Origin of the sequence: Micromonospora sp. NPDC049051 (genome assembly GCF_043197575.1) — a bacterium.
Lineage (GTDB): Bacteria > Actinomycetota > Actinomycetes > Mycobacteriales > Micromonosporaceae > Micromonospora.
Genome location: NZ_JBICTL010000005.1, coordinates 520,425 through 547,193, shown reverse-complemented (window position 1 = coordinate 547,193; position 26,769 = coordinate 520,425). Strand labels below are relative to the sequence as shown.

At 72.2% G+C, this 26,769-nt stretch carries 24 protein-coding genes and 1 tRNA gene; 10 read left to right on the top strand and 15 right to left on the bottom strand.

Annotated elements, in window-relative coordinates:
• Nucleotides 1-90: 90 nt before the first annotated feature.
• Complete coding sequence (locus ACGFIR_RS23695) at nt 91-1,533, top strand: hypothetical protein (protein ID WP_393147164.1); 1,443 nt, start codon at nt 91-93, stop codon at nt 1,531-1,533.
• A 4-nt stretch (nt 1,534-1,537) separates the two neighbouring features.
• Here ACGFIR_RS23695 and coaE read toward each other — a convergent pair whose 3' ends face one another.
• The gene (coaE, locus tag ACGFIR_RS23690) at nt 1,538-2,719 is read right to left on the bottom strand and encodes a dephospho-CoA kinase (RefSeq protein WP_393147162.1); all 1,182 of its coding nucleotides are present in this window, start codon (nt 2,717-2,719) and stop codon (nt 1,538-1,540) included.
• 94 nt (nt 2,720-2,813) lie between these two features.
• Between coaE and ACGFIR_RS23685 the strand changes: the two genes are divergently transcribed.
• Together ACGFIR_RS23685 and ACGFIR_RS23680 are read left to right on the top strand one after the other, a co-directional pair.
• Nucleotides 2,814-3,347: a PadR family transcriptional regulator gene (locus tag ACGFIR_RS23685; protein WP_393147160.1), complete on the top strand. Its 534-nt coding sequence runs from the start codon at nt 2,814-2,816 to the stop codon at nt 3,345-3,347.
• Nucleotides 3,331-3,960, top strand: coding sequence for a GyrI-like domain-containing protein (locus ACGFIR_RS23680; protein WP_393147158.1), 630 nt, complete (start codon nt 3,331-3,333; stop codon nt 3,958-3,960). Before ACGFIR_RS23685 ends, ACGFIR_RS23680 begins: the two co-directional genes overlap by 17 nt.
• 136 nt (nt 3,961-4,096) lie before the next feature.
• Here the strand turns inward: ACGFIR_RS23680 and rpsA are convergent, their stop codons facing one another.
• Nucleotides 4,097-5,590, bottom strand: coding sequence for a 30S ribosomal protein S1 (rpsA, locus tag ACGFIR_RS23675; protein ID WP_334561457.1), 1,494 nt, complete (start codon nt 5,588-5,590; stop codon nt 4,097-4,099).
• A 399-nt stretch (nt 5,591-5,989) separates the two neighbouring features.
• Between rpsA and ACGFIR_RS23670 the strand changes: the two genes are divergently transcribed.
• From ACGFIR_RS23670 to ACGFIR_RS23660, 3 genes are all read left to right on the top strand, one after another.
• A complete protein-coding gene (locus tag ACGFIR_RS23670; RefSeq protein ID WP_393002394.1) occupies nt 5,990-6,793 on the top strand; it encodes a class I SAM-dependent methyltransferase in 804 nt (267 codons plus the stop codon).
• 83 nt (nt 6,794-6,876) lie between these two features.
• Nucleotides 6,877-7,098: a DUF2945 domain-containing protein gene (locus tag ACGFIR_RS23665; RefSeq protein WP_393002392.1), complete on the top strand. Its 222-nt coding sequence runs from the start codon at nt 6,877-6,879 to the stop codon at nt 7,096-7,098.
• Nucleotides 7,085-7,516: a DUF3140 domain-containing protein gene (locus ACGFIR_RS23660; RefSeq protein WP_393002390.1), complete on the top strand. Its 432-nt coding sequence runs from the start codon at nt 7,085-7,087 to the stop codon at nt 7,514-7,516. The genes ACGFIR_RS23665 and ACGFIR_RS23660 overlap by 14 nt, the downstream gene beginning before the upstream one ends.
• A gap of 49 nt (nt 7,517-7,565) precedes the next feature.
• Here ACGFIR_RS23660 and polA read toward each other — a convergent pair whose 3' ends face one another.
• The 11 genes from polA to ACGFIR_RS23605 form a co-directional block, all read right to left on the bottom strand.
• Nucleotides 7,566-10,265, bottom strand: a complete 2,700-nt coding sequence (gene polA / locus ACGFIR_RS23655; protein WP_393147156.1) for a DNA polymerase I — start codon at nt 10,263-10,265, stop codon at nt 7,566-7,568.
• 209 nt (nt 10,266-10,474) lie between these two features.
• Nucleotides 10,475-11,227, bottom strand: a complete 753-nt coding sequence (locus tag ACGFIR_RS23650; protein ID WP_393002927.1) for an amino acid ABC transporter ATP-binding protein — start codon at nt 11,225-11,227, stop codon at nt 10,475-10,477.
• Nucleotides 11,228-11,277: 50 nt separating this feature from the next.
• The gene (locus tag ACGFIR_RS23645; protein ID WP_393002386.1) at nt 11,278-12,258 is read right to left on the bottom strand and encodes an amino acid ABC transporter permease; all 981 of its coding nucleotides are present in this window, start codon (nt 12,256-12,258) and stop codon (nt 11,278-11,280) included.
• 2 nt (nt 12,259-12,260) lie between these two features.
• Nucleotides 12,261-13,172, bottom strand: coding sequence for an ABC transporter substrate-binding protein (locus ACGFIR_RS23640; protein ID WP_393002384.1), 912 nt, complete (start codon nt 13,170-13,172; stop codon nt 12,261-12,263).
• A gap of 33 nt (nt 13,173-13,205) precedes the next feature.
• Entirely contained in the window at nt 13,206-13,916 is a 711-nt protein-coding gene (locus ACGFIR_RS23635; RefSeq protein WP_393002382.1) for an ABC transporter ATP-binding protein, read from the bottom strand.
• Nucleotides 13,906-14,751: an ABC transporter ATP-binding protein gene (locus ACGFIR_RS23630; RefSeq protein ID WP_393002380.1), complete on the bottom strand. Its 846-nt coding sequence runs from the start codon at nt 14,749-14,751 to the stop codon at nt 13,906-13,908. Before ACGFIR_RS23630 ends, ACGFIR_RS23635 begins: the two co-directional genes overlap by 11 nt.
• Nucleotides 14,744-15,853, bottom strand: a complete 1,110-nt coding sequence (locus tag ACGFIR_RS23625) for a branched-chain amino acid ABC transporter permease (RefSeq protein ID WP_357563217.1) — start codon at nt 15,851-15,853, stop codon at nt 14,744-14,746. The genes ACGFIR_RS23630 and ACGFIR_RS23625 overlap by 8 nt, the downstream gene beginning before the upstream one ends.
• Nucleotides 15,850-16,800, bottom strand: coding sequence for a branched-chain amino acid ABC transporter permease (locus ACGFIR_RS23620; RefSeq protein ID WP_393002378.1), 951 nt, complete (start codon nt 16,798-16,800; stop codon nt 15,850-15,852). The genes ACGFIR_RS23625 and ACGFIR_RS23620 overlap by 4 nt, the downstream gene beginning before the upstream one ends.
• Nucleotides 16,801-16,907: 107 nt before the next feature.
• Nucleotides 16,908-18,065, bottom strand: coding sequence for a branched-chain amino acid ABC transporter substrate-binding protein (locus tag ACGFIR_RS23615; RefSeq protein WP_393147154.1), 1,158 nt, complete (start codon nt 18,063-18,065; stop codon nt 16,908-16,910).
• Nucleotides 18,066-18,324: 259 nt separating this feature from the next.
• Entirely contained in the window at nt 18,325-19,491 is a 1,167-nt protein-coding gene (locus ACGFIR_RS23610) for a hypothetical protein (protein ID WP_393002374.1), read from the bottom strand.
• An 81-nt stretch (nt 19,492-19,572) separates the two neighbouring features.
• Complete coding sequence (locus ACGFIR_RS23605; protein ID WP_393002372.1) at nt 19,573-20,193, bottom strand: ANTAR domain-containing response regulator; 621 nt, start codon at nt 20,191-20,193, stop codon at nt 19,573-19,575.
• Between the two features lie 104 nt (nt 20,194-20,297).
• On the opposite strand from ACGFIR_RS23605, the gene ACGFIR_RS23600 reads away from it, so the two are divergent.
• Nucleotides 20,298-20,370 (top strand) — tRNA-Leu (locus ACGFIR_RS23600).
• Between the two features lie 35 nt (nt 20,371-20,405).
• On the top strand, nt 20,406-21,155 hold the full coding sequence (locus ACGFIR_RS23595; protein ID WP_393147152.1) for a helix-turn-helix domain-containing protein: 750 nt from the start codon (nt 20,406-20,408) through the stop codon (nt 21,153-21,155).
• A 211-nt stretch (nt 21,156-21,366) separates the two neighbouring features.
• Here ACGFIR_RS23595 and ACGFIR_RS23590 read toward each other — a convergent pair whose 3' ends face one another.
• Complete coding sequence (locus tag ACGFIR_RS23590; protein WP_393002368.1) at nt 21,367-22,545, bottom strand: trans-sulfuration enzyme family protein; 1,179 nt, start codon at nt 22,543-22,545, stop codon at nt 21,367-21,369.
• Between the two features lie 83 nt (nt 22,546-22,628).
• On the opposite strand from ACGFIR_RS23590, the gene ACGFIR_RS23585 reads away from it, so the two are divergent.
• Complete coding sequence (locus tag ACGFIR_RS23585; RefSeq protein ID WP_393002366.1) at nt 22,629-23,108, top strand: Lrp/AsnC family transcriptional regulator; 480 nt, start codon at nt 22,629-22,631, stop codon at nt 23,106-23,108.
• 67 nt (nt 23,109-23,175) lie between these two features.
• Entirely contained in the window at nt 23,176-24,186 is a 1,011-nt protein-coding gene (locus tag ACGFIR_RS23580; protein WP_393147295.1) for an LLM class flavin-dependent oxidoreductase, read from the top strand.
• Between the two features lie 224 nt (nt 24,187-24,410).
• Here ACGFIR_RS23580 and ACGFIR_RS23575 read toward each other — a convergent pair whose 3' ends face one another.
• Complete coding sequence (locus ACGFIR_RS23575) at nt 24,411-26,681, bottom strand: cellulose binding domain-containing protein (protein ID WP_393147150.1); 2,271 nt, start codon at nt 26,679-26,681, stop codon at nt 24,411-24,413.
• Nucleotides 26,682-26,769: the final 88 nt, after the last annotated feature.

The window sequence follows — 26,769 nt, the reverse complement described above, 5'->3', positions numbered from 1 at the left end:
CACCCGACGTGGTCGCGCGTGAGGCGCTGACCGGCCGCCGCGAGCGCCCCTGCTCGTCACCCCACGGGGGTGAATCCCGTTCAACCTCCCGTGGAGACCTCCGCCGCCCGGACCGCCCGTCCCGGCCCGACACACCCACCGCCCGGCACGCCACCGCACGACGACGCCCACACCGGGGGCGTTCCACGGGTGGTGGACGGCCGCCGGCGTACCGTCCTGCTGGTGCTCGCGGCCGTGGCCGTGCTCTCCGCCGCCGCGCTGGTCCTGGGGCTGCTGAGCTGGCAGCCCGACCGGCCCGAGCAGGCGAGGGCGCTGACCGGCGACGAACGCGACCGGCTCGCCGCGATGCGGGTCACCAACTACCGCGACCTGCGGGCCGGCGTACGGGTGACGGCGGGCAGCGGCGCGGCGCGTACCGAGCTGGTCGGCTGGGTCGACTGGTCCCGGCCGCTGCTCTACCTCGACGTCGGCGGGCCCGGCGCGGGCGGCGAGCGCGGGCTGCTCCAGGCCACCCCGGCAATCGTCCTGCTGCGTCCCGACCCCGCGGCCGTGCCGACGCCCGCGCCGCCGCCGCTGGTGCCGCCGGCGGATCGCTGGCGGCTGCACGACCCGGCCTCCGGGCAGGGGCTGGCCGCCGTGCTGGACCTGATCTTCCGCCTCGCCGCGGATCGCCCCGACCCGGCGGCCGACGCCGCGCGACGGGTCGGTGGCGCGACGGTCGGGGCGGCACCGGTCGACATCCTGGAGGCGCCGCCGCCCGGCCCCGGCACGCCACCGGACGCGCGCCCGCGCTACTGGCTCGACCGGGACGCCCGGCTGCACCGGCTGGAGACCCGGCTGGCCGGCCTCGGGCCGGTGACCGTACAGCTGAATCGGGCCGACCGGCCCGCGCTGCGGCCCGTCGACGCCCTCGGCGGGCGGGCCGGGCAGCCCCGGGCCCTGACCGCCCCCGAACGGGGCCGGCTGGACCGGCTGCCCGCCCGGCTGCGCGCCCGTGGCGGCGCCGCCGTGACCCTGACCGCGCCCGTCGGCACCGCCACGAACCTGCGCGGGTCCGGCTGGGTGAGCTGGACCGGGCGGGCGGCCTACGTGGCCGTCGCCGACCTCGGCGTGCCGGAGCGCCGGACGCTGCTGCGGCTGGACGGCAGCGGCGTGAGCCGCGCGGAGGTGCCGGCCGCGACGGTCCCGGGCGGCGTGGAGTCGCCCGGCCGGCCGCCGCTGCCGCCGCCCGCCCGGGGCTGGCGCGCCGACGCGGGGCACGCGGGCGAGCTGGGCCTGCTGCTCGATGCCGCGTTACGGGCCGCCAGATCGCCCGACGGGCGCGACGCCGCCCGGCGGGTACGCGGCGACACCACCGCCGGCAAGGCCGTCGACGTGATCGAGCTGCGCACGCCCCGGGGGCCGCTGCGCTACTGGATCGACCGGTCCGGCGCGCTGCGCCGCCTGGAGCTGCGTACCCGCGTCGGCGCCTGGGCCCAGCTCGACCTGACCCCCGCCACGGTGCCCCGGCTCGCCCCGGCGCGCGGCCGCTGACCGGTCAGGGCCGCCAGCCCGTCTGCGCCGCCCACTGCTCGGCGCGCAGGTGCTCCTCGTCGAACCACGGGTCCTTCGCGGTGGTCCAGGTGGCGCTGTCCGGGGCGGAGGCGGCCAGCTCCCGCTTCAGCGCCAGGTAGGCGGACCGCTGGTCCGGGTCGGCACGCAGGTGATCGCGCATCAGCAGCGCGTACCGCCAGCCGGGCGAGTCGGCCGGGCGGACGTGCAGGTGCACGGGTCGGCCCGGGTCGGCGCTGCCGTGCAGCCGCTTCTCCCACCGGCCGCTGCCGGGCGGGCGCGGCTTGTCCCACCACTCGCCGGGCAGGCGCGGGAACCCCGCCGCCGCGAGCCGGTCGGCCAGCGGCCCGTCCGCGTCGGCGAGCGTCGGGACGGTGAGCTGGATGTCGATCACGTCCTTGGCGGCGAGCCCGGGAACCGCGGTCGAGCCGATATGGTCGAGGCGCGGGTCGGCGGGGGCGAGCGCGTGCCGGATCCGGGCGGCCAGCCGCGCGTACTGCTGCGGCCAGGTCGGGTCGGCCTCCGCCAGCACGACGCGGCCCGACGGGACCGCCCGCCGCTCGCGCAGGTTCGCCTCGTAGGGCCGCAGCCGCTCGTCCCACAACGCGTCGACCGCCGCGTGCAGGTCGGCGAGGCTGCCGTCGTTGGTCAACACCACGTCCGCCGCGGCCCGGCGCCGGGCGTCGTCGGCCTGGACGGCGATCCGCCGCTCGGCCTCCGCGCGGGCCATCCCCCGGTCGCGCTCCAGCCGCGCCAACCGGGTGGCCACCTCCGTCTGCACCACGACCACCAGGTGGTACGTGGCCGCGAGCCCCACCTCCACCAGCAGCGGTACGTCGTTGACCACGATGGCGTCGGGCCCCGCCGCGGCGGCCAACTCCGCGGAGCGGGCCCGTACGCGGGGATGGGTGATCGCCTCCAGCCGGCGGCGCGCCGTCTCGTCGGCGAACACCAGCGCGCCCAGCGCCGCCCGGTCGAGGGCGCCCGTGGCGTCGAGGACCCGGTCGGAGAAGGCCGCGACGATCTCGGCGAGCCCCTCGGTGCCCGGCGCGACGACCTCCCGGGCGATGCGGTCGGAGTCGATCACCACCGCACCGCGCTCGACAAGCCGCCTCGCCACGGCGCTCTTGCCCGATCCGATTCCCCCGGTCAGTCCCACCTTCAGCACGGCACCAGTCAACCGGATCATCCCCGAGCCGCCGGCACCGGGGCACCTCGCCCGGCCTCCGCCGCACACCCTATTCCAGCACTAGAATAGCGGCGTGGAGCTGACCCCCGCCGAGTTGACCGTGCTGGGCCTGCTCGTCGAGCGCGCCCGGCACGGCTACGACCTGGAGCAGGTGATCGAGCAACGCGGCATCCGGCAGTGGTCCGACGTCGGGCTCTCCTCGATCTACTACCTGCTCGGCAAGCTGGAGAAGCGGGGTCTCGTCCACGTCCCCGAGGCGCCCGCCGCCGCGAAGTCCCGCCGCGTCTTCCACGCCACCGCCGAGGGCCGGGAGGTCGCGGCGCGTACGGCGCTGGCCCTCATCACGCAACCGCAGCCGGTCCGGCACCCGCTCCTCGTCGGCATCGCCAACCTGCCGCTGCTCTCCGACCGCGAGTACGCGACGGCGCTGCGCACCCGGCTCGCGCGGGTCGAGGAGCGCATCGGGTCGGTCCGGGCGGCCCAGCAGGCGCAGGGCCCCCTCCCGCGAGCGGCGCGCGAGGTGTTCTCGTACGCACTGAGCCTTTTAGAGGCGGAAAGGCAGTGGCTCGCCGCCCGAGCCCAGGTGCCCGATGACCCAGAAGACTGACTTCAAGAAGTCCCTCGACGCCTACCGGGCCGAACGGGACCGGTTCCGGATCGTGGAACTGCCCGACACGCAGTACCTGATGATCGACGGCCACGGCGATCCGAACACCTCACCGACGTTCACCGAGGCCGTCGAGACCCTCTACCCGGTGGCCTACAAGATGAAGTTCGCCAGCAGGAACGAGTTGGGGCGCGACTACGTCGTGCCGCCCCTGGAGGGCCTGTGGTGGGCCGACGAGATGGACTCCTTCACCACCGGACGCGACAAGTCACGGTGGCACTGGACGTTGATGATCATGGTGCCGGACTGGGTCGGCCGGGACACGTTCACCGCCGCCGTGACGCAGGCCGGCGCCCGCAACCGCCCGCCGCGTCTCGACGACATCCGACTGGAGACGCTCTCGGAGGGGCGGTGCGTGCAGACGCTGCACGTCGGTTCGTTCGACGACGAAGCCGGGGTGCTGGCGCGGCTGCACCACGAGTTCGTGCCGGGCAACGGGCTGCGGATGGTCGGCCGGCACCACGAGATCTACCTCAGCGACTTCCGCAGGGTCGCACCCGAGCGGCGACGCACCATCCTGAGGCAGCCGGTCGCCGACGCATCGCGCGCCTAGGAACGCGAGCCTCGCGCCGCCGGTCGCCGACGCATCGCGCGACTGGGAAGGCGAGCCTCGCAGCCCAGGAAAGCGGCGGGCCCCGCCCCCGGCGATCTCGCGATCGCGGGGACGGGGCCCGTCGTCGTTCAGCGGGTCACTTGCCGCCGGCGAGCTTCTCCCGCAGAGCGGCGAGCGCCTCGTCGGTGGCCAGGGTGCCGGCCGGCTCCTCGGCCTGGCGGCTCGGGGCCGCGCTGGTCGAGGTGGTGGTGCCACCACCGGTGACGGCCGGAGCCGGGTTGGCAGCGGCCTCGGCGTCGGCGGCCCGGGAGGTCTGCACCTGCTTGGTGTGGGCCTCCCAGCGCTGACGCGCCTCGGCGTACTGGTTCTCCCAGGTCTCGCGCTGCTTGTCGTACCCCTCGAGCCACTCGCCCGTCTCCGGGTCGAAGCCCTCCGGGTAGATGTAGTTGCCCTCGGCGTCGTACGTCGCGGCCATGCCGTAGAGGGTCGGGTCGAAGTGCTCCTCGCCCTCGACGAAGCCCTCGTTGGCCTGCTTGAGCGACAGCGAGATCCGGCGGCGCTCCAGGTCGATGTCGATGACCTTGACCATGACCTCGGAGCCGACCTGGACGACCTGCTCCGGGATCTCCACGTGGCGCTCGGCCAGCTCGGAGATGTGGACCAGGCCCTCGATGCCGTCGTCCACCCGGACGAAGGCGCCGAACGGCACCAGCTTGGTGACCTTACCCGGCACGATCTGCTGGATCGCGTGGGTGCGGGCGAACTGCCGCCACGGGTCCTCCTGCGTCGCCTTCAGCGACAGCGAGACCCGCTCGCGGTCCAGGTCGACGTCCAGGACCTCGACCTCGACCTCCTGGCCCACCTCGACGACCTCGGACGGGTGGTCGATGTGCTTCCAGGACAGCTCGGAGACGTGCACCAGGCCGTCCACGCCGCCCAGGTCGACGAACGCGCCGAAGTTGACGATCGAGGACACGACGCCCTTGCGGACCTGGCCCTTCTGCAGCTTGTTGAGGAACTCGGTGCGCACCTCGGACTGCGTCTGCTCCAGCCAGGCCCGGCGGGACAGGACCACGTTGTTGCGGTTCTTGTCCAGCTCGATGATCTTGGCCTCGAGCTCGCGGCCGACGTACGGCTGCAGGTCACGCACCCGACGCATCTCGACCAGGGAGGCGGGCAGGAAGCCGCGCAGCCCGATGTCGAGGATGAGGCCACCCTTGACCACCTCGATGACCGAGCCGCGGACGACGCCGTCCTCGTCCTTGATCTTCTCGATGGTGCCCCAGGCCCGCTCGTACTGCGCCCGCTTCTTGGAGAGGATCAGACGCCCCTCCTTGTCCTCCTTCTGGAGGACCAGGGCCTCGATGTGGTCACCAACCGAAACGACCTCGGCCGGGTCCACGTCGTGCTTGATCGACAACTCCCGAGAGGGGATGACACCCTCGGTCTTGTAGCCGATGTCGAGCAGGACCTCGTCCCGATCGACCTTGACGACGGTGCCTTCGACAATGTCGCCGTCGTTGAAGTACTTGATGGTCTCGTCGATCGCGGCGAGGAAAGCCTCCTCGGAACCGAGATCGTCGTGGGTGACCCGGGTGGCGCTCGAGGGGGCCTCGATGCTGCTCGTCATGTGGGCGGTTGCTCCGGTCGGATGGTGTGTCACAGCAGGCTGGTGTGTCGCGGTGACCTGTTCGCGCCAGCGGATCCGTCGCCGGGCACACCGAAGAGATCATCGCGTGAGATCATGGATGTGGCTCCGCCAGTGGTCCCGGAGACCGCGCACCTGCTCCCTGCCGAGGCACACGATCCGCGGACGCACCGTCTAGCCTACCCGCTGCATTACCACAGCGTGCAAGGCCTCCCGCTCTCTCGGCACCTCGTGGGCCGAGAAAGCGGAGATATCACCAGGAAGCCGTCTCAGGTGTCGCCTCCGTCACAGGAGCATCAGGGGGAAACCGTAGCGCCGCACGCCGCGCGCCGCACCCCGGGGGTCGGCCGGCCCGGGGCACGACCGGGCTAGCGTGGGCGGGTGGATGACGACAGCCGGGTGACCCGGCGCCGGGTGGGCGACGCCGAGGCCCGCCGGGCGAACCGCCGTTGGTGGGACGCCGACGCCGACGACTACCAGGCCGAGCACGGCCGTTTCCTCGGCGACCTGGACTTCGTCTGGTGCCCCGAGGGCGTGCGGGAGGCCGACGTACGGCTGCTGGGCGACCTGGCCGGGCGGCGGGTGCTGGAGCTGGGCTGCGGGGCCGCCGCCGCCGCGCGCTGGCTCGCCACCCGCGACGCCCGGCCCGTCGCCCTCGACCTGTCCGCCGGGATGCTGCGGCACGCGGCGCAGGCGGCCGCCCGCACCGGCGTACGCGTGCCGCTCGTGCAGGCCGACGCGCTGGCGCTGCCCTTCGCCGACGCCGCCTTCGACACGGCCTGCACGGCGTTCGGCGCGATCCCGTTCGTGGCCGACTCGGCGGCGGTCATGCGCGAGGTGTTCCGGGTGCTGCGCCCCGGCGGCCGGTGGGTCTTCTCGGTGACCCACCCGATGCGATGGATCTTCCTCGACGACCCCGGCCCGGGCGGGCTGACCGCCGTGCACTCGTACTTCGACCGCTCCCCCTACGTGGAACAGGACGAGGCCGGTGAGGCCACCTACGTCGAGCAGCACCGCACGGTCGGCGACCGGGTCCGGGAGATCGTGGGCGCCGGGTTCCGCCTGGTCGACCTGGTGGAGCCGGAGTGGCCCGAGGGGCACGAGGAGATCTGGGGGCAGTGGAGCCCGCTGCGCGGCCGCCTCTTCCCCGGCACCGCCATCTTCGTCGCGGAGAAGCCCGCCTGACCGGTGCGCCGCCCGCCACGACCGGCGGGTCGCGCCGAGTCGCTGAGTCGTTTCCGACCGGCGACCCCGGGTAACCGCCCGGCATGGCCGAGCAGAACGAGTTCCGCAAGGGCGACCACGTCTCCTGGGCCAGCCACAGCGGCCGGGCGTACGGCGTGGTGCGGGAGAAGATCACCGAACGGACGCACGTGCGCGGGCACGCCGTGAACGCGTCCCCGGACGCCCCGCAGTACCGCATCCGCAACGACGACTCGGGACGGGACGTCGCGCACCGACCGGAGGTGCTACGCCGTGAAGAGGGATGACGAGGACCGGGACACCTACCGGGAGTTCACCGAGGCCGTGAACATGAAGCCGGGCGAGCTGTCGAAGTGGCTGGAGACCGACGAGTCGAAGCACGTCGGCTGGCGGAAGAAGGGCACCGGGGGCGGCGAGTCGGTCGGGCACGAGTCCGGCCGGAAGATCATCAACCTGCTGCGCCGCAAGCGCGGCGAGCTCTCCGAGGGCGACTACAAGCACATGCGCAAGGTCGTCGGCTACGTACGCCGGCACATGGCGCAGCGCCCCTCGGGCGACGTCCGCGACACGAAGTGGCGCTGGTCGCTGATGAACTGGGGCCACGACCCCCTGAAGGCCCCGCTGCCGGCCCCCGGCGGCCGGTCCCGCCAGGCCCTGCAACGGCACGGCGCCCCGCCGAAGGAGCGCCGCGGGCCGGGACGGTGAGCCGCCGGCGGCGACTGCCGTGCGCCGGCCCGTGGCGATGACGCGCGCGTCAGTGGTCGGCGCTGTTCCAGTCGCGCCCCTCGCCCACGGAGACCTCCAGCGGCACCGAGAGCGGGTGCGCCGCGCCCATCTCGCGGCGCACCAGCGCCTCCAGGCTCTCCCGCTCGCCCGGGGCGACCTCGAAGACCAGTTCGTCGTGCACCTGCAACAGCATCCGTGAGCGCAGGCCCGCCTCGCGCAGGGCGGTGTCGACGTGCAGCATGGCGACCTTGATGATGTCGGCCGCCGAGCCCTGGATGGGGGCGTTGAGCGCCATCCGCTCGGCCATCTCCCGGCGCTGCCGGTTGTCGCTGACCAGGTCGGGCAGGTAACGCCGGCGGCCCAGGATGGTCGAGGTGTAGCCGTCGTGCCGGGCCCGGGCGACGACCTCCTGGAGGTAGTCGCGTACCCCGCCGAATCCGGCGAAGTAGTCCTCCATCAGCCCGCGCGCCTCCTCGGCGGTGATCCCGAGCTGCTGGGAGAGGCCGAACGCGCTCAGCCCGTACGCCAGGCCGTAGTTCATCGCCTTGATCTTGCGCCGCTGGTCGGCGGTGACCTCGCCGACCGGCACCCCGAAGACCGACGACGCCGTGGCGGCGTGGAAGTCGGCGCCGGAGTTGAACGCCTCGATGAGCGCGTCGTCCGACGACAGGTGCGCCATGATCCGCATCTCGATCTGGCTGTAGTCGGCGGTGAGCAGGCAGTCGTAGCCCTCCCCCACCACGAAGGCGCGGCGGATGCGGCGGCCCTCCTCGGTGCGGATCGGGATGTTCTGCAGGTTGGGCTCGGTGGAGGAGAGCCGGCCGGTGGCCGCCACCGTCTGGTTGAAGGTGGTGTGGATGCGGCCGTCGTCGGAGACCGACTTGAGCAGCCCGTCGACGGTCGTCTTGAGCTTCGCCACGTCCCGGTGACGCAGCAGGTGCGCCAGCACGGGGTGCGGGTTCTGCGCGTACAGCCACTGGAGGGCGTCGGCGTCGGTGGTGTAGCCGGTCTTGATCTTCTTGGTCTTGGGCAGGCCCAGCTCGCCGAAGAGGATCTCCTGCAACTGCTTCGGCGAACCGAGGTTGAACTCCCGGCCGACCGCCGCGTACGCGCCCTGGGCGGCGGCCTTCACCTCGGCGGCGAAGTGCGCCTCCAACTCGGAGAGGTAGTGGGTGTCGGCGGCGATGCCGGTGCGCTCCATGCCGGCGAGCACCCGCATCAGCGGCAGCTCCACCCCGGCCATCAGCCGCGTCGACTGCTCGCCGTCGCGGGACAGCTCGGCGTCGATCGCGTCGGCCAGGTCGAGGGTGGCCCGGGCCTGGAGCATGAGGTTCTGCTCCGCCTCGCCGTCGTTGCCGAGCCCCTCCAGGGTGAGCTGGCCGGTCTCCGGCGCGTCGACCCGCAGCTCGCGGTGCAGGTAGCGCAGGGCCAGGTCGGTCAGGTCGTAGGAGCGCTGGTCGGGGCGGGCCAGGTAGGCGGCGATCTGGGTGTCGCGGAGGATGCCCTCCAGGCTCCAGCCGTGCGCGGCGAACGCCAGCACCGCCGGCTTGCTGTCGTGCAGCACCTTGGGCCGCCCGGCGTCGGCCAGCCAGGCCGCCAGGGCCGCCTCGTCGGTCGCCTCCAGGGTGGCGGGGTCGAACCAGGCCCCGGCGCCGTCGGCGGTGGCCAGCGCCAGCCCGGTCACCGAGGCGGTGTGCCGGCGGTTGGGACCCGTGTCGAGCTTCGCCGCCACGCCCACCGGGGTGCCGGCGGACGCGTGCGTCTCCAGCCAGCCGGCGAGCGAGCCGGGCGCGGTGAGCACCTCGCCGGTCAGGTCGAACCCGGACTCGGCCTCCGGCTCCACCGCCTCCAGGTACTGGTAGAGCCGGTCGCGCAGGATCCGGAACTCGAGGGTGTCGAAGACCTGGTGGACGGCCTCGCGGTCCCACCCCTCCCAGCGCGTGTCCTCGGGGCGCAGCGGCAGCTCCAGGTCGGAGACGAGGCAGTTGATCTCGTAGTTGCGGATCACGTCGGCGAGCCGCTCGCGCAGGCTGTCGCCGGCCTTGCCCTTGATCTCGTCGGCGCGGGCGACGACGCCGTCGACCCCGCCGTAGAGGTTGATCCACTTCGCGGCGGTCTTCGGGCCGACCCCCGGGACGCCGGGCAGGTTGTCGCTGGTCTCGCCGACCAGGGCGGCCAGGTCGCGGTAGCGCTGCGGGGTGACGCCGTACTTCGCCTCGATCGCCGCCGGGTCCATCCGGGCCAGGTCGGAGACGCCCTTGCGCGGGTAGAGCACGGTGACGTTCTCGCCGACGAGCTGGAAGGCGTCCCGGTCGCCGGTGCTGATCAGCACCGACATGCCCTGGTCGCGGGCCTGGCAGGCGAGGGTCGCGATGATGTCGTCGGCCTCGTAGCCCTCCTTCTCCACCACCGGGATGCGCAGGGCGGCGAGGACCTCCTTGACCAGGCTGACCTGGCCCTTGAAGTCGGTCGGGGTCTCGCTGCGGCCGGCCTTGTACTCCGCGTACTTCTCCGTGCGGAAGGAGCGGCGGGAGACGTCGAAGGCGACCACGATGTGCGTCGGCTGCTCGTCGCGCAGCACGTTGATCAGCATGGACGTGAAGCCGTAGACGGCGTTGGTCGGCTGCCCCGTCGTGGTGGAGAAGTTCTCCACCGGCAGGGCGAAGAACGCCCGGTATGCCATGGAATGTCCGTCGACGAGGAGCAGGCGCGGCGTCGTAGCTGTCACGGCAGCGACTCTAGCCGCCCGCTCCGACACTCCGGGACACCGGCACGGGCGCGGCCGACCCGGACGTTGCCGGCACGGGCACGGTCACGACGGCTCGTCGGCACGGACGCGACCGCGACTGACGACACCGGCACGGACGGCGGCCGGCGCGGACGTCACCGGTACGGCTGCCGGCGCGGCCCGGGCGGGGACCGCGCCGGCCGCCCGCCTCAGAGCACCTTGGCCAGGAACGCCTTCGTCCGCTCGTGCCGGGGGTTGGCGATCACCTCGCGGGGCACGCCGGACTCGACCACGACGCCACCGTCCATGAAGACCAGCGAGTCGCCGACCTCGCGGGCGAAGCCGATCTCGTGGGTGACCACGATCATCGTCATGCCGTCGCGGGCCAGGTCCTTCATCACGTCGAGCACCTCGCCGACCAGCTCGGGGTCGAGCGCGCTGGTGGGCTCGTCGAAGAGCATCAGCTTCGGCCGCATCGCCAACGCCCGGGCGATCGCCACCCGCTGCTGCTGCCCGCCGGAGAGCTGGCTGGGGTAGTTGCCGAGCTTGTCGCCCAGCCCCACCCGCTCCAGCAGCGCGGCGGCCCGTTCCCGGGCGGCGGACTTCTTCTCCCGGCCCAGCAGCACGGGCGCCTCGACGACGTTCTCCAGGGCCGTCATGTGCGGGAAGAGGTTGAACCGCTGGAACACCATGCCGATCGCCCGCCGCTGGGCGGCGACGTCGGACTCCCGCATCTCGTGCAGCTTGCCGCCGCGCTCGCGGTAGCCGATCAGGTCGCCGTCCACCCAGATCCGGCCTGCGTTGATCTTCTCCAGGTGGTTGATGCAGCGCAGGAACGTCGACTTGCCGGAGCCGGAAGGGCCCAGCAGGCAGCACACCTCGCCGCTGCGGACCTCCAGGTCGATGCCCTTGAGCACCTCGATCGACCCGAACGACTTGTGCGCCTGCTCGGCCCGGACCATCAGCCCGGGCTGCACCGCCTTGTCAGCCGGTGCCGGCACCGTCAGCTCGGTCATGCGCCGTCCACCTTCCCGGTCGTGCCGCCGCTCTCCGCCGTGATCGCCCGCAGCCTCGTCTTCGCCCGGCCGCTGCGCCCGACGCCCTTGGAGAAGTGCCGCTCCAGGTAGTACTGCCCGACCAGCAGGACGCTGGTCAGCAGCAGGTACCAGATGGTCGCCGCGACCAGCATCGGGAAGACCTGGAAGGTCCGGCTGCCGACGGCTCTGAGCTGGAAGAACAGCTCCATCGAGACCGGCACGAAGGCCACCAGCGAGGTGTCCTTGAGCATGGCGATGGTCTCGTTGCCGGTCGGCGGAACGATCACCCGCATGGCCTGCGGCAGCACGATGCGGCGCAGGATCTGCCCCCGCCGCATGCCCAGCGCCTGGGCGGCCTCGGTCTGGCCCTCGTCGACCGACTGGATGCCGGCCCGGACGATCTCCGCCATGTAGGCGGCCTCGGACAGGCCCAGCGCCAGCATGCCGGCGACGAACCCGGTGAGGATGTCCACCGCGGAGAAGCCGAACAGCCGCGCCTCGAAGTCGTCGACCCCGAACAGGGCGCCGATCTGCCGGTCGAAGGGCAGCCCGAACTCGATGCGCGCCCAGAGGATGCCCAGGTTGCCGAAGAGGATCGCCAGCACCAGCCGGGGCACCGCCCGGAAGAACCAGGTGTACGCCCAGGCGACGCCACGCAGGACCGGGTTCTCCGACAGCCGCATGATGGCGATGACGATGCCCAGCCCGATGCCGATCACCATGGCGGTCACCAGCAGCGCGATGCTGCCGCGTACCCCCTCGATGATCGGCGGACGGAACATCTCGTCGATCATGAACGACCAGTTGAACGCCTTGTTCGTCACCAGCAGGTGCACGAACATGGCCACCAGCACCCCGATCACGCCGACGGCGACCCACCGCCCGGGATGCCGCACGGGCACGGCGCGGATGGGTTCCGGCCGTGCCCGTTCGGGTGTGTCAGTTTTGACCGACATGGTCAGCTGGTCGGGTTCAGCGCCGGGGTCGTGATGGCACCGCCCTCGACGCCCCACTTCTTGAGCGCGCCCTCGTACGTGCCGTCGGCGATGACCGCCGCGACGGCCTCCTTGAGCACCTCGGCGAACGCGGCCTGGTCCTTCTTCACCGCGTAGCCGTACGGGGCCGACTCGTAGATGTCGCCGAGCAGCTCCAGCTGGCCGCTGCTCTGCTTCACCGCGTACGCGCCGACCGGGGAGTCGGCCAGCATGGCGTCGTCCTTGCCGCTGACCACGGCGGCGGTGGCGTCGCTCTGCGCCTGGTACTGGTCGATGGTGATCGCCGGCTTGCCGGCGTCGGTGCACTTCTTCGACCGGGCGGTGATGTCGTCGAGCTGCACGGTGCCGACCTGCACGGCGATCTTCTTGCCGCAGGCGTCGTTCGGGTCGACCTTGGCCGGGTTGCCCGACTTGGTCGCCCACTGGGTGCCGGCGGAGAAGTAGCTGACCATGTTGACGGTCTTCATCCGCTCGGCGTTGATGGTGAACGACGAGACGCCGACCTCGTACTTGCCCGAGTCGACGCCCGGCAGGATCGCGTCGAACGGCGCCGACTCGTACTCGGCCTTGAGGCCGAGCTTCTGCGCGACCGCGTTGAACAGCTCGATGTCGAAGCCGACGACCGTCTTGCCGTCGGCGTCGAGGAACTCCGCCGGGGCGTACGTCGAGTCGGTGCCGACCTTGATCACGCCGTCGGCCTTGATGGCGTCGGGCACCTTCGCGGCCAGCGCCGAGTCGGCGGCGGCGGTGACGCTGGGGCCGGCGCCGGGCTGCTCGGTGCTCTCCTTCTCGCCGCAGCCGGCCAGCGAGAGGGCCAGCAGCGCGGCGCCGGTGACGCCGAGGGCGGCCCGGCGGCCACCACTGATGAGGAACATGGGGTACTCCTTGCGATGAGGGGTGACGGTCGGTCAGGCCACGCCGAGGTAGGCCTCTTTGACCGCCGGGTCGTGCAGCAGTTCGGCGCCGGTGCCGCTCTTGACGATCCGGCCGGTCTCCAGCACGTACGCCCGGTGGGCCCGGGCCAGCGCCTGCTGGGCGTTCTGCTCGACCAGCAGGACGGTGGTGCCCTGTTGGTTGATCTCGACGATGATGTCGAAGATCTGCTGGATCAGCATCGGCGCCAGACCCATCGAGGGCTCGTCGAGCAGCAGCAGCTTCGGCCGGCTCATCAGCGCCCGCCCGACGGCCAGCATCTGCTGCTCGCCGCCGGAGAGCGTGCCGCCCTGCTGCTTGCGCCGCTCGGCCAGGCGCGGGAAGAGCCCCAGCACCCGGTCGAGGTCCTGGGCGATGCCGGCCCGGTCACGCCGCGTGTACGCGCCCATGTCCAGGTTCTCCAGCACCGTCATGCCCGGGAAGATCCCCCGGCCCTCGGGTGCCTGGCACAGCCCGCGGCGGACCCGCAGGTCCGCCCGGAGCTTGGTGATGTCCTCACCGTCGAACCGGATGCTGCCGCTGGCGACCGGCCGGATCCCGGAGATCGCCCGCATCGTCGTCGACTTGCCGGCGCCGTTGGCACCGATCAGGGCGACGATCTCACCCTCGTCCACCGTCAGGCTGATGCCGTGCAGCGCCTGGATCCGCCCGTAGAGCAGGCTCACATCGTCGATCTCAAGCAGCATCGTCCGGCACCCCCAGGTACGCCGCGATCACCTTCGGGTTGTCCCGCACCTCGGCGGGCAGCCCCTCGGCGATCTTCTTTCCGAACTCCAGCACCACGATCCGGTCGGTGACGCCCATGACCAGGCGCATGTCGTGCTCGATGAGCAGCACGGTCACCCCGGTGTCCCGGATCTGCCGGATGAGCTGGAGCAGTTCCTCCTTCTCGGCCGGGTTGAAGCCGGCGGCCGGCTCGTCCAGGCAGAGCAGCACGGGGTCGGTGGCCAGCGCGCGGGCGATCTCGAGGCGCCGCTGCTCACCGTAGGAGAGGTTGCGGGCGAACTCGTGCATCCGCTTGCGGATGCCGACGAACTCCAGCAGGCGCTCGGCCTTCTCCCGACTCGCGCGCTCCTCCTTCCAGTACCGCGGCAGGCGGAACAGCGCGGAGATGACGCTCGTCTTGTTGTGCGCGTCCGTGCCCACCAGGACGTTCTCCAGCGCCGTCATCTCCGGGAAGAGGCGGATGTTCTGGAACGTCCGCGCCATGCCCATCTTGGTGATGTGGTGCCGCTTCTTGCCGCTGATCTTCTGGCCACGGAACCGGATCTGCCCCTCGCTGGGCTGGTAGATGCCGGTCATGGCGTTGAAGCAGGTCGTCTTGCCGGCGCCGTTCGGGCCGATCAGACCGAGGATCTCCCCCTTGTAGAGGGTGAAGTCCACCTCGTTCAGAGCCACCACGCCGCCGAAGCGCAGCGTGACGTTGTCGACCTCCAGCAGCGGCTCCCGGGTGGGCACCGCCTCCACGGCCGGCGCCCCGGCCTGCGCCGGAACGGCCGGCGTCTGCTCGGTGTCACTCACCGACGGTCACCTCCTTGCGGCGATCCTTGAACTCCGCCGCACGTCGTCGGTTGGGGATCAGACCCTCCGGCCGGAAGATCATCATGACCACCAGCACCAGGCCGAAGAACAGGAACCGGTACTCGTACAGCTCGACGCCGAACAGCTCGATGCCGCGGAACCGCTCGATCATGTACGCCACCAGGCCGCCACCGACGATCGCGCCGACGATGTTGCCGGAGCCACCGAAGATGACCGCGGCCAGGATGATGATCGAGTTCAGCAGCTCGAAGTTCTGCGAGTTGACGAAGTTCTGTTTACCGGCGAACAACGCGCCGGCCAGGCCGGCGATCGCGGCACCGGCGGCGAACGCCCACAGCTTGAACTTGAACGTCGGCACGCCCATGAGCTGCGCGGCGTCCTCGTCCTCCCGGATGGAGATCCAGGCGCGCCCGACCCGGCTGTGCGTCAGGTTCCGCACCCCGATGACCACCAGGATGATCACCGTGAGCACCAGCCAGTAGTACGGCCGGGCGTCGAGCACGCCGAAGACCGGCTTGCCGTCGGCGTACTGGCCGGGCGGGTGCGGGATCTGGTTGAAGCCCCGCTGCCCCTTGAGGAACTCCGAGCTGACCGCGCCGATCCGGATCATCTCGGCGAAGCCGAGCGTCACCAGCGCCAGGTAGTCGCCCCGCAGCCGCAGGGTCGGCGTACCGAGCATCACGCCGGAGACCATCGTCAGGGCGATCGCCACCGGCACCGCCAGCAGCCACGGCCACAGCGTCTTGAGGTCGCTGCTCGGCGAGGTCAGCACCGCCACGGTGTACGCGCCGACGGCGAAGAAGCCGAAGTAGCCGAGGTCGAGCAGGCCGGCGAAGCCGACCACGATGTTCAGACCGACGGCCAGCAGCACGTAGATCGAGACGGTGAACATCACCTGCGTGAAGTTCGCACCGGGGGTCGGGATCGGCCCGAGGTACTGGTAGAACTCCTTGTTCGGCAGGGCGTAGAAGAACACGATCACCGCGGCCAGCAGCGCCCAGCGCACCCAACGCGGCGCGCCGCGCCACCGTTCGCCGGCAGCCTCGCGGCCGGAGCGCACCTTCTCCAAGACGGTCGTCATGCCCGTGCCCTCCCCAGCGACTCACCCAGCAGACCGGTCGGCCGGAACATCAGCAGCACCACCAGCAGCGCGAAGGCCGCGAAGTCCTTCCACTGCGTGCCGAACAGGCCGGAGGCGTAGTTCTCGACCACGCCGAGCAGCAGGCCGCCGAGGAGCGCACCGCGCAGGTTGCCGATGCCGCCGAGCACCGCCGCGGTGAACGCCTTGAGGCCGAGCAGGAAGCCGACGCTGTAGGTGAGGGTCTGGATCCGTACGTCATAGAGCAGGCCGGCGACGCCGGCCATGCTGCCGCCGGCGATGAAGACCATGAGGATGATCCGGTCCTTGTTCACGCCCATCAGCGCGGCGGTGTTGGCGTCCTGGGCGACCGCCCGGATGCCGCGACCGACCCGGCTGCGGTTGATGAACAGGTCCAGCGCGATCATCATCGCCAGCGCCGCACCGATGGTCAGCAGCTGGACGGCGTCGATCGGCACGCCGGCGATCTCGAACAGCGGCTTGGAGCTGACCAGCTGGGGGGCGCCCTCGGGGCGGCGGCGCGTCCAGATGCCGAACGCCTCGGAGATCGCGATGGACGCACCGATGGCGGTGATCAGGAAGGCCAGCGGCGGCGCGTTGCGCTTACGCAGCGGCCGGTACGCCACCCGCTCGATCACCGTCGCCGTGCCGGCGGAGGCGATCGCCGCGACGATCATCGCCACCAGCAGGTAGAACATGATCGAGCCGATGCCGCTGACCTGCGAGTTCTGGTCGAGCCCGAAACCGTTCCAGGTCCAGATCGCGGCGAACGCGCCGGCGATGAAGACCTCGGAGTGGGCGAAGTTGATGAGTTTCAGCACGCCGTATACCAGCGTGTAGCCCAGCGCGACCAGGGCGTAGATCGCACCCTGCGTCAGGCCGGTCGTGGTGAGTTCTCCGAAGTTGGAGAACAGTCCGTCGAAGTTCAAGGGAGGGACGCTCCATCAGGGTCTGGAGAGAAAAATGGGGTGCGGCCGGGAGCGAGCTCCCGGCCGCACCCGCGATCACTACTCAATCGCTGTGGCAGCGACCGGCGTCAGGACTTCGGGATCTCCTGGTCCGGAACGACCTTGCCGCCGACGACCTTGAAGGCCCAGACCTTGACCTGCGCCGGGTCGAGCTCGCCGCCCTCGACGAACTTGTAGCTCGCCGCGACGCCCTCGCCGCTGTAGCCCTTCACGAACTCCAGCAGACCCTCACGGGTGGTCTTGCCAGCCTTGATGCCGGCGAGCAGGATGTTCGCCGCGTCGTAGGCCGTGTCGCTGTAGGTGCCCGGGTCGGCACCGTTGAGCGCCTTGTACTCCTCGACGAAGGTGCCCCGCGCCTCGGCGGCCGGCTGGCACGGGCAGGTGAGGATGGTGCCCTCGGCCGCCGCCGCACCCGCGGAGGTGATGTACGCGGCGTCGTTCACGCCGTCGCCGGCGATCAGCGGAGCGGTGACCCCGGCAGCGGTGAGCTGCTTACGGATCAGGCCGGCCTCCTGGTAGTAGCCGCCGAAGAAGATCGCCTTGACGTTCGCGGCCTTGACCTTGGTGACCACCGCCGAGAACTCGACCTGCTTGCCCTCGCCCTGGACCTTGTCCGAGCCGACGACCGCCGGGCCGAGCAGCTTCTTGACCTCGTCGGCCAGGCCGGCGCCGTACGCGGACTGGTCGTCGATGACGAAGACCTTGTCGGCCTTCAGCACGTTCTTGATGTAGTTGCCGGCCGCCGGGCCCTGGCTGAAGTCGTTGCCGACCGCGCGGAAGAAGGTCTTCCAGCCCTGCTCCGAGAGGCTCGGGCGGGTCGCGGAGGGGGTGATGGTGACGAGGCCGGCCTCGTTGAAGAGCGGACCGGCGGCCTCCGACTCACCCGAGTAGGCGGGGCCGACGATGCCGAGGATCTTCGCGTCGTCGATGGCCTTCTGCGCCAGCTGCGGGGCCTGGTCCGGGCTGCCCTGCGAGTCCAGCGGGACCAGCTCGACCTTGCAGTCGGCGTTCTCCTTGTTGTACTTGTCGACCGCCAGCTTGACGCCGTTGTTCTCGTTGATGCCGAGCGCCGCCGACGGACCGGTCAGCGCGCCGAAGAACGCGATCTTGTTGCCACAGGCGTCTCCGGACGCCGTGTCGTCGCTACCGCTGGAGCATGCGGTGCCGCCGGCGACGAGCGCCAGCATGGCGACCCCACCGATAACGCGCGCGAGCTTCTGCCTCAAGGCCCGAACCCTCCTCCGTCCAATGGTCCGAACCACCCGCTGCCGATTGGCCCTTGCGGGGGCGGACGAACCAGACCGTCGTCGCCGGTCTGGGGCCGGACGCTATCCCACCTTTCAGCTGTGACGAAAGCCCCAGGGGAGCGGGTTGATCGAACCGTTACACGGCGTGGCGGATCCGAAACGATCGCTGTAAGAACCGTCGGCGGCGCAAGCCCTCCGCCTTCGTTTCGTCGGTAACGGCCCGAACCTCGTCCGCCCCCTACCGATCGATGGCCGAAAACACGACTGACCAGGCACGGGACGTCCCACCGTCGTCGGACACCAACAGCAGTCGATCACCCTGCGAGGCGACCGCCACGGCGGTGTTCCCCCCATCCGGCACAGTGGCAGGCATGACCATCAGTCGCCATGAATCCCCCGAATCGGCAGAGAGCCACAGTCCGTGACCACCACCGTCCCCAGTCACCGCCACCAACTCACGCCCGGCCGGCACCAGGGCGTCGACTGAGGAGACCCCGGGCCCGGGCGCGCCGAAGCCGCCGACCCGGCGCCACTCGTCGCCCACCAGCCGCCAGGCCCCGAACCCGTCGCGTACCGGACCGACCGTCACCACCGCACCGTCGACCGACGCCACCCGCTGCGCCTGGCCCCGCCCGTCCGGCACCGGCAGCGCCACCCGCCGCCAGGCCCGCCCGTCAGCCGAACTCCAGGCCAGGGGCGCCAGCGCCGTCGCGCCGGGCGGCAGTACCGCCCCCACCACCCACCAGCCCGACGGCACGGCCACCGCGTCGTACGCGACCGTCCGGCCGCGCCCGTCGCCGGCCAGCTCCGCGACGCCCTCCCGGATCGTGAACCGCTCGCCGTCCGTCGACGCCCAGACCGCCGCCCCGTCGACCCGCGCCCCCGCGATCAGCCACCCGGCCGGGCCCGCCGCCAGCCGCGCCACGCTCACCGCGCGCGGGCCGGCGTACAGCTCGAAGTGCGCGGGCGCCTCCCGCAACTGGCCGCCCGCCGACAGTGACCAGGTGCCCGTGCGCGGGTTGCCGTGCGCGCCGCCGTTCTTCGCCCCGAGCGCCGCCAGCCGCCCGTCCCGGCACGCCGCCGCGTAGAGCACGTGCTGGCGGCCGTAGTGGCTCGACGGGGAGACCGGCAGCGCCGTCCACGACACGCCGTCCGCGCTGCGCCAGGCCGCCGGCCGGGTCTCCCCCGCCGCGTCGGCCAGCCCGCCGACCACGTACCACGCGCCGGCGCAGGCCACGGCGTCGCGCAACAGGAGCCGGCCGGGGGCGCCGGGCGGCGCCGGCAGGGTCAGCGACTGCCACTGTGGGCGCAGCGGCTCGTCGGCCGGCTCCGCCGGGGCCCGGTCACAGCCGGCCAGCAGCACCGCGAGGACACCGAGCACCGCCACCAGCCGCCGGGTCCACATGGATCAGATGTTATCGATCAACCGGTCCCGCGAGGAGCCCTCGCGACGCTTCCGGGCGTGTCGCGCCGCCCCGGTGCCGCCTCAGGAGGTGGGCTGGGCGACCTCGCCGCCGGCGGTCTCGGCGAGGATCCGCTCGGCGACCTCCTTCATGGTCATCCGGTGGTCCATCGCCGTGCGCTGGATCCACTTGAACGCCTGCGGCTCGCTCATCCCGTACGTCGTCATCAGCGCGCCCTTGGCGCGCTCGACCGTCTTGCGGATCTCCAGCCGGTCGGTCAGCCCCGCGACCTCCGCCTCCAGGGCGGCGACCTCCGCGTAGCGCGACAGCGCGATCTCCACCGCCGGGACCAGGTCGCTCTTCTGGAAGGGCTTCACGAGGTACGCCATCGCGCCGGCCGCCCGGGCCCGCTCCACCAGGTCACGCTGGCTGAACGCGGTCAGGATGATCACCGGGGCGATCCGGGCGCCCGCGATCCGCTCGGCGGCGGCCAGACCGTCCATGATCGGCATCTTGATGTCGAGGATGACCAGGTCCGGCTTGAGCTCCTCGGCCAGCCGGACGGCGGTCTCCCCGTCACCGGCCTCGCCGACGACCTCGTACCCCTCCTCGACGAGCATCTCCGCGAGGTCCAGCCGGATGAGCGCCTCGTCCTCGGCGATCAGAACGCGCCTGCGCTCGACGTCCGTCTGCGTCTCGGCCACGAGCCACTCCCACCAGTCTTTGCTCGACACCCGCGATGCCGGGTGTCGCCGCCCTTAGCGTAGTGGGTAACCTATGTGGCGCCGCCACAGCATTGGGCGACGACGTCCCCGTATTCCAATGGCAGAGAAGCGGAGCTCAAACCTCCGACAGTGTGGGTTCGAATCCCACCGGGGACACCGGAACTGTCGTACGGGCGTACGAGACTCGTCCTGTGCACGCACCGGAGATACGCGCCCGAGCCCTCAGGGTCCACCTCGGCGGCGCAACCATCGCCGAGGCCGCCCGGGCCGTCGGTCTTTCCTACCGCACCGTCTGGGAGTGGTGCCGCGAGCGGCCGCAACCGCTGGTTCGAGGCACGGCAGAGCGCTGTTTCCGCTGCCGTCGCGACGACGGATATCCGACAGACCCACCGGCCTACAGCTACCTGTTGGGCCTCTACCTGGGTGACGGGTACCTGGTCACCAGCGCGCGGGTGCCGGTCTTGAGGATCTCCTGCGGCGACGCGTGGCCCGGGTTGATCGACGCCTGCGACTCCGCCATGCGTGCGGTGCTGGCGACCAAGGTCCAGCGCGTTGCACAACAGGGCTGCGTGAGTGTGCAGAGCTACGGCAAACACTGGCCGTGCCTGTTCCCGCAGCACGGTCCCGGCAAGAAGCACGAGCGTCAGATCGCCCTCGCCGATTGGCAGAGGAGGATCGTCACCGCCCACCCCGGGGCCTTCCTGCGGGGTCTGTTCCACTCCGACGGCTGCCGGTTCAGCAATCGGGTGACAGTGCGCGGCAAGGGCTACGTCTACCCGCGCTACATGTTCACCAACGAGTCGGCCGACATCATGAGCCTCTGCCAGTGGGCGTTGGACCTGCTCGGCATCGCCTGGCGGATGAACCGCCGCAACTCCCTCTCCGTGGCGCGCCGGGACGCCGTCGCCGCCCTCGATCGCCACGTCGGCCCGAAGTCCTGACCATGCTGCCCGGTCGGCTCCCACGGGTGGAACGCCACGGGTGTCACCGGGGCTCGTTGGCACCCGTGGCGTTCCACCCCCGTGCGCCACGCCGCCCGTGGCGGGGTGACTCGCGGCAACGGGGCGACCGACTCGCGGCGGCGAGGGCGGGCGACGGCGTTGGCGCAGGTAGCCGAGTTCAGCAGGGGCCGGGCGACGACGTCGGTGCGGGTCAGCCGAGTTCGGCGAGGGCCTGGGCCAGGTCGGCGCGCAGGTCCTCGGGGTCCTCCAGGCCCACGGAGACGCGCAGCAGGCCCCCGCACGGCTTGGCCTCCCCCTCGACGGGCCGGTGGGTCAGCGAGGCCGGGTGCTGGATGAGGGTGTCGACGCCGCCCAGCGACACCGCGTGGGTGATCAGCCGGCAGGCGTTCGCGACGGTGGCCGCGGCGGGGGCGCCGCCGCGTACCTCGAAGGCCAGGAGGCTGCCGGGGCCGCTCATCTGCCGTCCGACGAGCCCGGCGGGGTCACGCAGCGACGGGTGGTGCACCGCCGCGACGGCGGGGTGGGCGGCGAGCCAGGCGGCGAGTTTCTCGGCGCCGGCCTGCTGGGCGCGGACCCGCACCGGCAGGGTCTGGAGGCCGCGGTGCAGCAGGTACGCGCCGAGGGGGTGCAGGACCGCGCCGGTGAGCGCGCGCACCTGGCGCAGTCGGGCGGCCCAGTCGGCGTCGCAGGCGACCGCGCCGGCGAGGACGTCGCCGTGTCCGCCGATGCTCTTGGTGGCGCTGTGCAGCACGAGCGCGGCGCCGTGCCGGGTGGGCTGCTGGAGCACGGGCGTGGCGACGGTGTTGTCGACGAGCAGCGGCACGTCGCCGGCGGCCCGGGCGAGGGCGGCGATGTCGACGAGGTCGAGGGTGGGGTTGGCCGGGGTCTCGGCGATCACCAGGGCGGTGTCGGGCCGGACGGCGGCGGCGACCTCGTCCGCGCGGGCCCAGGTGACGGTGGTGCCGAGCAGTCCGGTGGCGAGCACGTGGTCGGTGCCGCCGTAGAGGGGGCGGACGGCGACGAGGTGCCGCTTTCCGTCCCGGGTGGCGGCGAGCAGGGTGGCCGTGAGGGCGGCCATGCCGCTGGCGAAGGCGACGGCGTCGGTGGTGCCTTCGAGGTCGGCGAGGGCGGTCTCGAAGCGGGCCACGGTGGGGTTCCAGAGGCGCTGGTAGACGGCGCTGCCGCCGGCGGGGAGGGTGCCTCCGGTCGCGAGGGCCTCGTACGCGTCGCCGCCCGCGTCGACGGACGGGAGCGGGTTGGTGGTGGAGAAGTCGATCGGCGGCACGTGGACGCCGAGGGCGGCGAGGTCGTCGCGGCCGGCGTGCACGGCTCTGGTATCCACGGTCGTCATGCGGGAAGGATCGAACATAGCGCCGACCAGGGGCAATAGTTTCGAACATGATTCGGTGATTGCCGTTGAAGATGCGAGTTGATTCGGTGGATGATGCCTCCATGCCCCTTGCGACGAACGATGTGCGGCGGTTCGCCGACCTGGACGACACCGACCGCGCGATCCTGTCGGAGTTGGCCGCCGACGGCCGGCTGCCGAACAACGCCCTCGCCGAGCGGGTCGGCGTGGCCCCCTCGACGTGCCTGACCCGCACCCGCGCCCTGCGGGAGAGCGGGGCGATCCGCGGGTTCCACGCGGAGGTGGACCCGGCGGCGGTCGGGCTGCCGTTGCAGGCGCTGGTGTCGGTGCGGTTGACCGCGCACGAGCGGGCGGCGGTGGACGCGTTCCGGGCCCGGTCGGTGCGCCTGCCCGGCGTGGTGGCGGTGTTCCACGTGGCGGGCGCGGAGGACTACGTGCTGCACGTACGGGCGGCGTCGGCGGACGCGCTGCGGGACTTCGTGCTGGACCACCTGGCCGTGGACCCGGCGGTGCTGCACACCCAGACGAGCCTGATCTTCGAGCAGGCGCGCGGCATGGGCTGAGCGCCGGCAGGCGTGAGCCTGGTTGCGCCGGGGAACAAACCCGAGGCGGGCGGGGTTGGCCAACCGTGTGATCACCGTACCGCTGTCTGTCCTTGATCTTGCCCCCGTCGCGGCCGGCGCCACCGCCGGCGCGGCGCTGCGGCACACCACCGAGCTGGCCCGGCGCACGGAGGAGCTCGGGTACCGCCGGTTCTGGGTGGCGGAGCACCACAACATGCCGGCGATCGCGAGTTCCGCCCCGGCGGTGCTGCTCGCGCACCTGGCGGCGCACACGTCGACGATCCGGCTGGGTTCGGGCGGGGTGATGCTGCCCAACCATGCGCCGCTGGTGGTGGCCGAGCAGTTCGGCACGCTGGAGGCGCTGCACCCGGGCCGCATCGACCTGGGCATCGGCCGCGCCCCGGGCACCGACCAGGTGACCGCGTTGGCGCTGCGCCGGACGATGGAGGGGCTGTCGGCGGAGGGCTTCCCCCGGGAGCTGGCGGACCTGATGAACTACTTCAGCGGCGAGCGGCCGGGGCCGATCACGGCCACCCCGGGCCTCGGCGAGCAGCCGGCGGTCTGGCTGCTCGGCTCCAGCGGGTTCAGCGCCCAGCTGGCCGGGCTGCTGGGCCTGCCGTTCTCCTTCGCGCACCACTTCAGCTCGCAGAACACGCTGCCCGCGCTGGCGCTGTACCGGCAGCACTTCCGGCCGTCGAAGTGGCTCGACGAGCCGTACGCGATGGTGGCCGTCAACGCGGTCTGCGCCGACACCGACGAGCGGGCGGAGTGGCTGGCGGGGCCGGCTGCGCTGTCGTTCCTGCGGTTGCGCTCGGGTCGGCCGGAGCCCCTGTCGACGCCGGACGAGGCGGCGGCGTACCCGTACACGGAGACCGAGCGCGAGTTCGTCCGGCAGCGCCGCGACGGGCAGGCGACGGGCTCGCCCGAGACCGTACGGCGGCAGCTCGGCGAGTTGCTGGCGCGTACGGGCGCGGACGAGTTGATGCTGACCACGCTGGTGTACGACGTGGCCGACCGGGTGCGCTCGTACGAGTTGATCGCCGAGCAGGTGGCCGGTGGCCTGCGCCGCGAGCGCTGAAACACGATCTTCACGTCGGCGTCACCGGGGCGACGCGTGGCCCGCCTAGTTTTGTCCTCGGTGGTGGTACGGCATTCCCGGTCGGGACGGGTCGGGGATGCCGCGGTGTGGGGCACCGGGCCGGAGCTGTGCGGATTCCGCGGCTGCGGCCCGGTGCCTGTTTTCACCCAACGGCCCGGTGCCTGTCTTCACCGGAGCAGCAGCACCGGTCGGCCGGTCCCGGGTCAGCGCAGGTGGATGTTGGGCGTCGGCGGGGCGGCCATGCCGTCGCCGAGGAAGAACCCGGGGTGCGGGGGCTGGTTGTAGGCGGTGTTCTGCCAGGCGACCGCGACCCGGTACTGCGGGTCGTGCATGAGGGTGTGGATCCTGGTGCCGGTGGGCGTGGGCGTGCTGTAGATCCGCAGGGCGCGGCTGTCGCTGGTGCGCCAGACGACCTCCTCCCGCCAGTCGCCGAACAGGTCGGCGGAGAGCGCCGGGGTCGACTTGGTGCCGTTGTTCGCCGCCACGTCGCTGCCGGTCAGCAGGCGGGTGTCGCCGCCGGTGCCGTACTTGTCGACGCGGGTGGCGTCGAGCAGTTCCCGGACGGGGTCGCCGTCCCACCAGACGAGGAAGTTCGCCGAGGACGGCCTGCGCCCGACGACGGCTCCGGTGCTGCTGTAGAGGTCCGTCATGTGGGTGCCGGCGCCCCAGAACTCGGCACCGGGACTGCCGGCGTGGACGTCGGCGGCGACGGCCCGGCCGGGGCCCTCGGCGCCCCCGTTGTTCGGCCGCTGCCAGAGAACCTGCCCGGTGCGGGCGTCGTGCAGGTCGGCCGCCGGCTGGTTGCCGGACTCGTGGATCGTGAAGACCTCCAGGCCGGTCCGGCCGGGGACGAGGTCGCCGACGTGCAGGGCGTCGCCGTGGCCGAACCCGGTGGCGTACATCAGGCGGCCGTCGTCGTTGATGGTGGCGGAGCCGTACACGATCTCCTGCCGGCCGTCGGCGTCGACGTCGGCGACGGAGAGGTTGTGGTTGCCCTGGCCGGCGGCGGCGCCGTTGCCGGAGGTGTTGGAGTCGAAGGTCCACCGCTTGCGCAGGGTGCCGTCGCGGAAGTCCCAGGCCGCCACGACCGCCCGTGTGTAGTAGCCGCGGGCCATCACCAGGGAGGGGCGCTGCCCGTCGAGGTAGGCGGTGGCGGCGAGGAAGCGGTCCACCCGGTTGCCGTAGCTGTCGCCCCAGGAGGAGACCGTGCCGCGCGGCGGGTCGTAGTCGACGGTGGAGAGGATCGCGCCGGTACGACCGTCGAACATGGTCAGGTACTCGGGGCCGGCGAGGACGTACCCGCTGGAGTTGCGGTGGTCGGCGGTGGCGGAGCCGATGACCTGGCCGCTGCCGGAGCGGGTGCCGTCGGCGGTCTTCATGGCCACCTCGGCGCGGCCGTCGCCGTCGTAGTCGTACACCTGGAACTGGGTGTAGTGGGCCCCGGCGCGGATGTTGCGGCCCAGGTCGATCCGCCACAACCGGGTGCCGGTGAGGGTGTACGCGTCGACGTACACGTTGCCGGTGTAGCCGGACTGGGAGTTGTCCTTGGCGTTCGACGGCTCCCACTTCACCACGAACTCGTAGTCGCCGTCGCCGTCGAGGTCGCCCACGGAGGCGTCGTTGGCGGAGTACGTGTAGCTCTCGCCGCTGGGCGTGCTCGCGCCGGGCGGCACCTGCAACGGCACGTCGAGGTGGCCGGCGGGGAACTGGAGCGCGACCGGGGACGCCGCCTGCTCGACGCCGCCGACCACGGCGCGCACGGTGTAGGTGGCGTCCGCCGCCGCGCCGCTGTCGAGGTGGTTGGTGGCGCCGGTGATCGGGCTGGCGTTGACCCTGGTCGCGCCGCGGTAGAGGTTGAAGGCGACCCCGGCGGTCTCGGTGCCGAGCAGCCGCCAGGAGACCAGGTTGCCGGAGCCGGAGCGGACGCTGACCAGCCCCCGGTCGAGGTCCTCCATCTGCACCGCCCCGGGCGGGGGCGTCGTGGGCGGCGGCGTCGTGGGCGGCGGCGTGGGCGGCGGCGGCGTGGTGGGCGCGGGGGTGCTCGGCGGCGGGGTGCTCGGGCCGCCGGTGCAGGCGGTGCCGTTGAGGGCGAAGCCGGTCGGCGACGGGTTGCTGCCGCTCCACGAGCCGTTGAAGCCGAAGGCGGTGCTCGCGCCGGTGGCGATCACCGCGTTGTGGTCGACGTTGCGGGCGGTCACCTGGGCGCCGGACTGGGTGATGACGGCGTTCCACGCCTGGGTGACCTGCTGGCCGGCGGTGTGCGACCAGGTGAGCGTCCAGCCGTTCACCGGGTCACCCAGGTTGGTCACGGTGACGTCGGCGCCGAAGCCGCCGGGCCACTGGTTGGTGATCCGATGCTCGACGCGGCAACCGGCGGCGGCCGCCGCGGCGGTGAGGGTGGGCAGCGTACCGGCGACGAGTGCGGCCGCGGCGCCCGCGGCGAGCAGCGCGACGCGGCGGGGAGTGACGGGCATGGGGGTGTCCTCCGGGGAGGTCGGGCGCGCGACGACCGTCACCGTCGGCCTGCCCGGGCCGGCGGGAGGACACGCCGCGCTCGCGGCG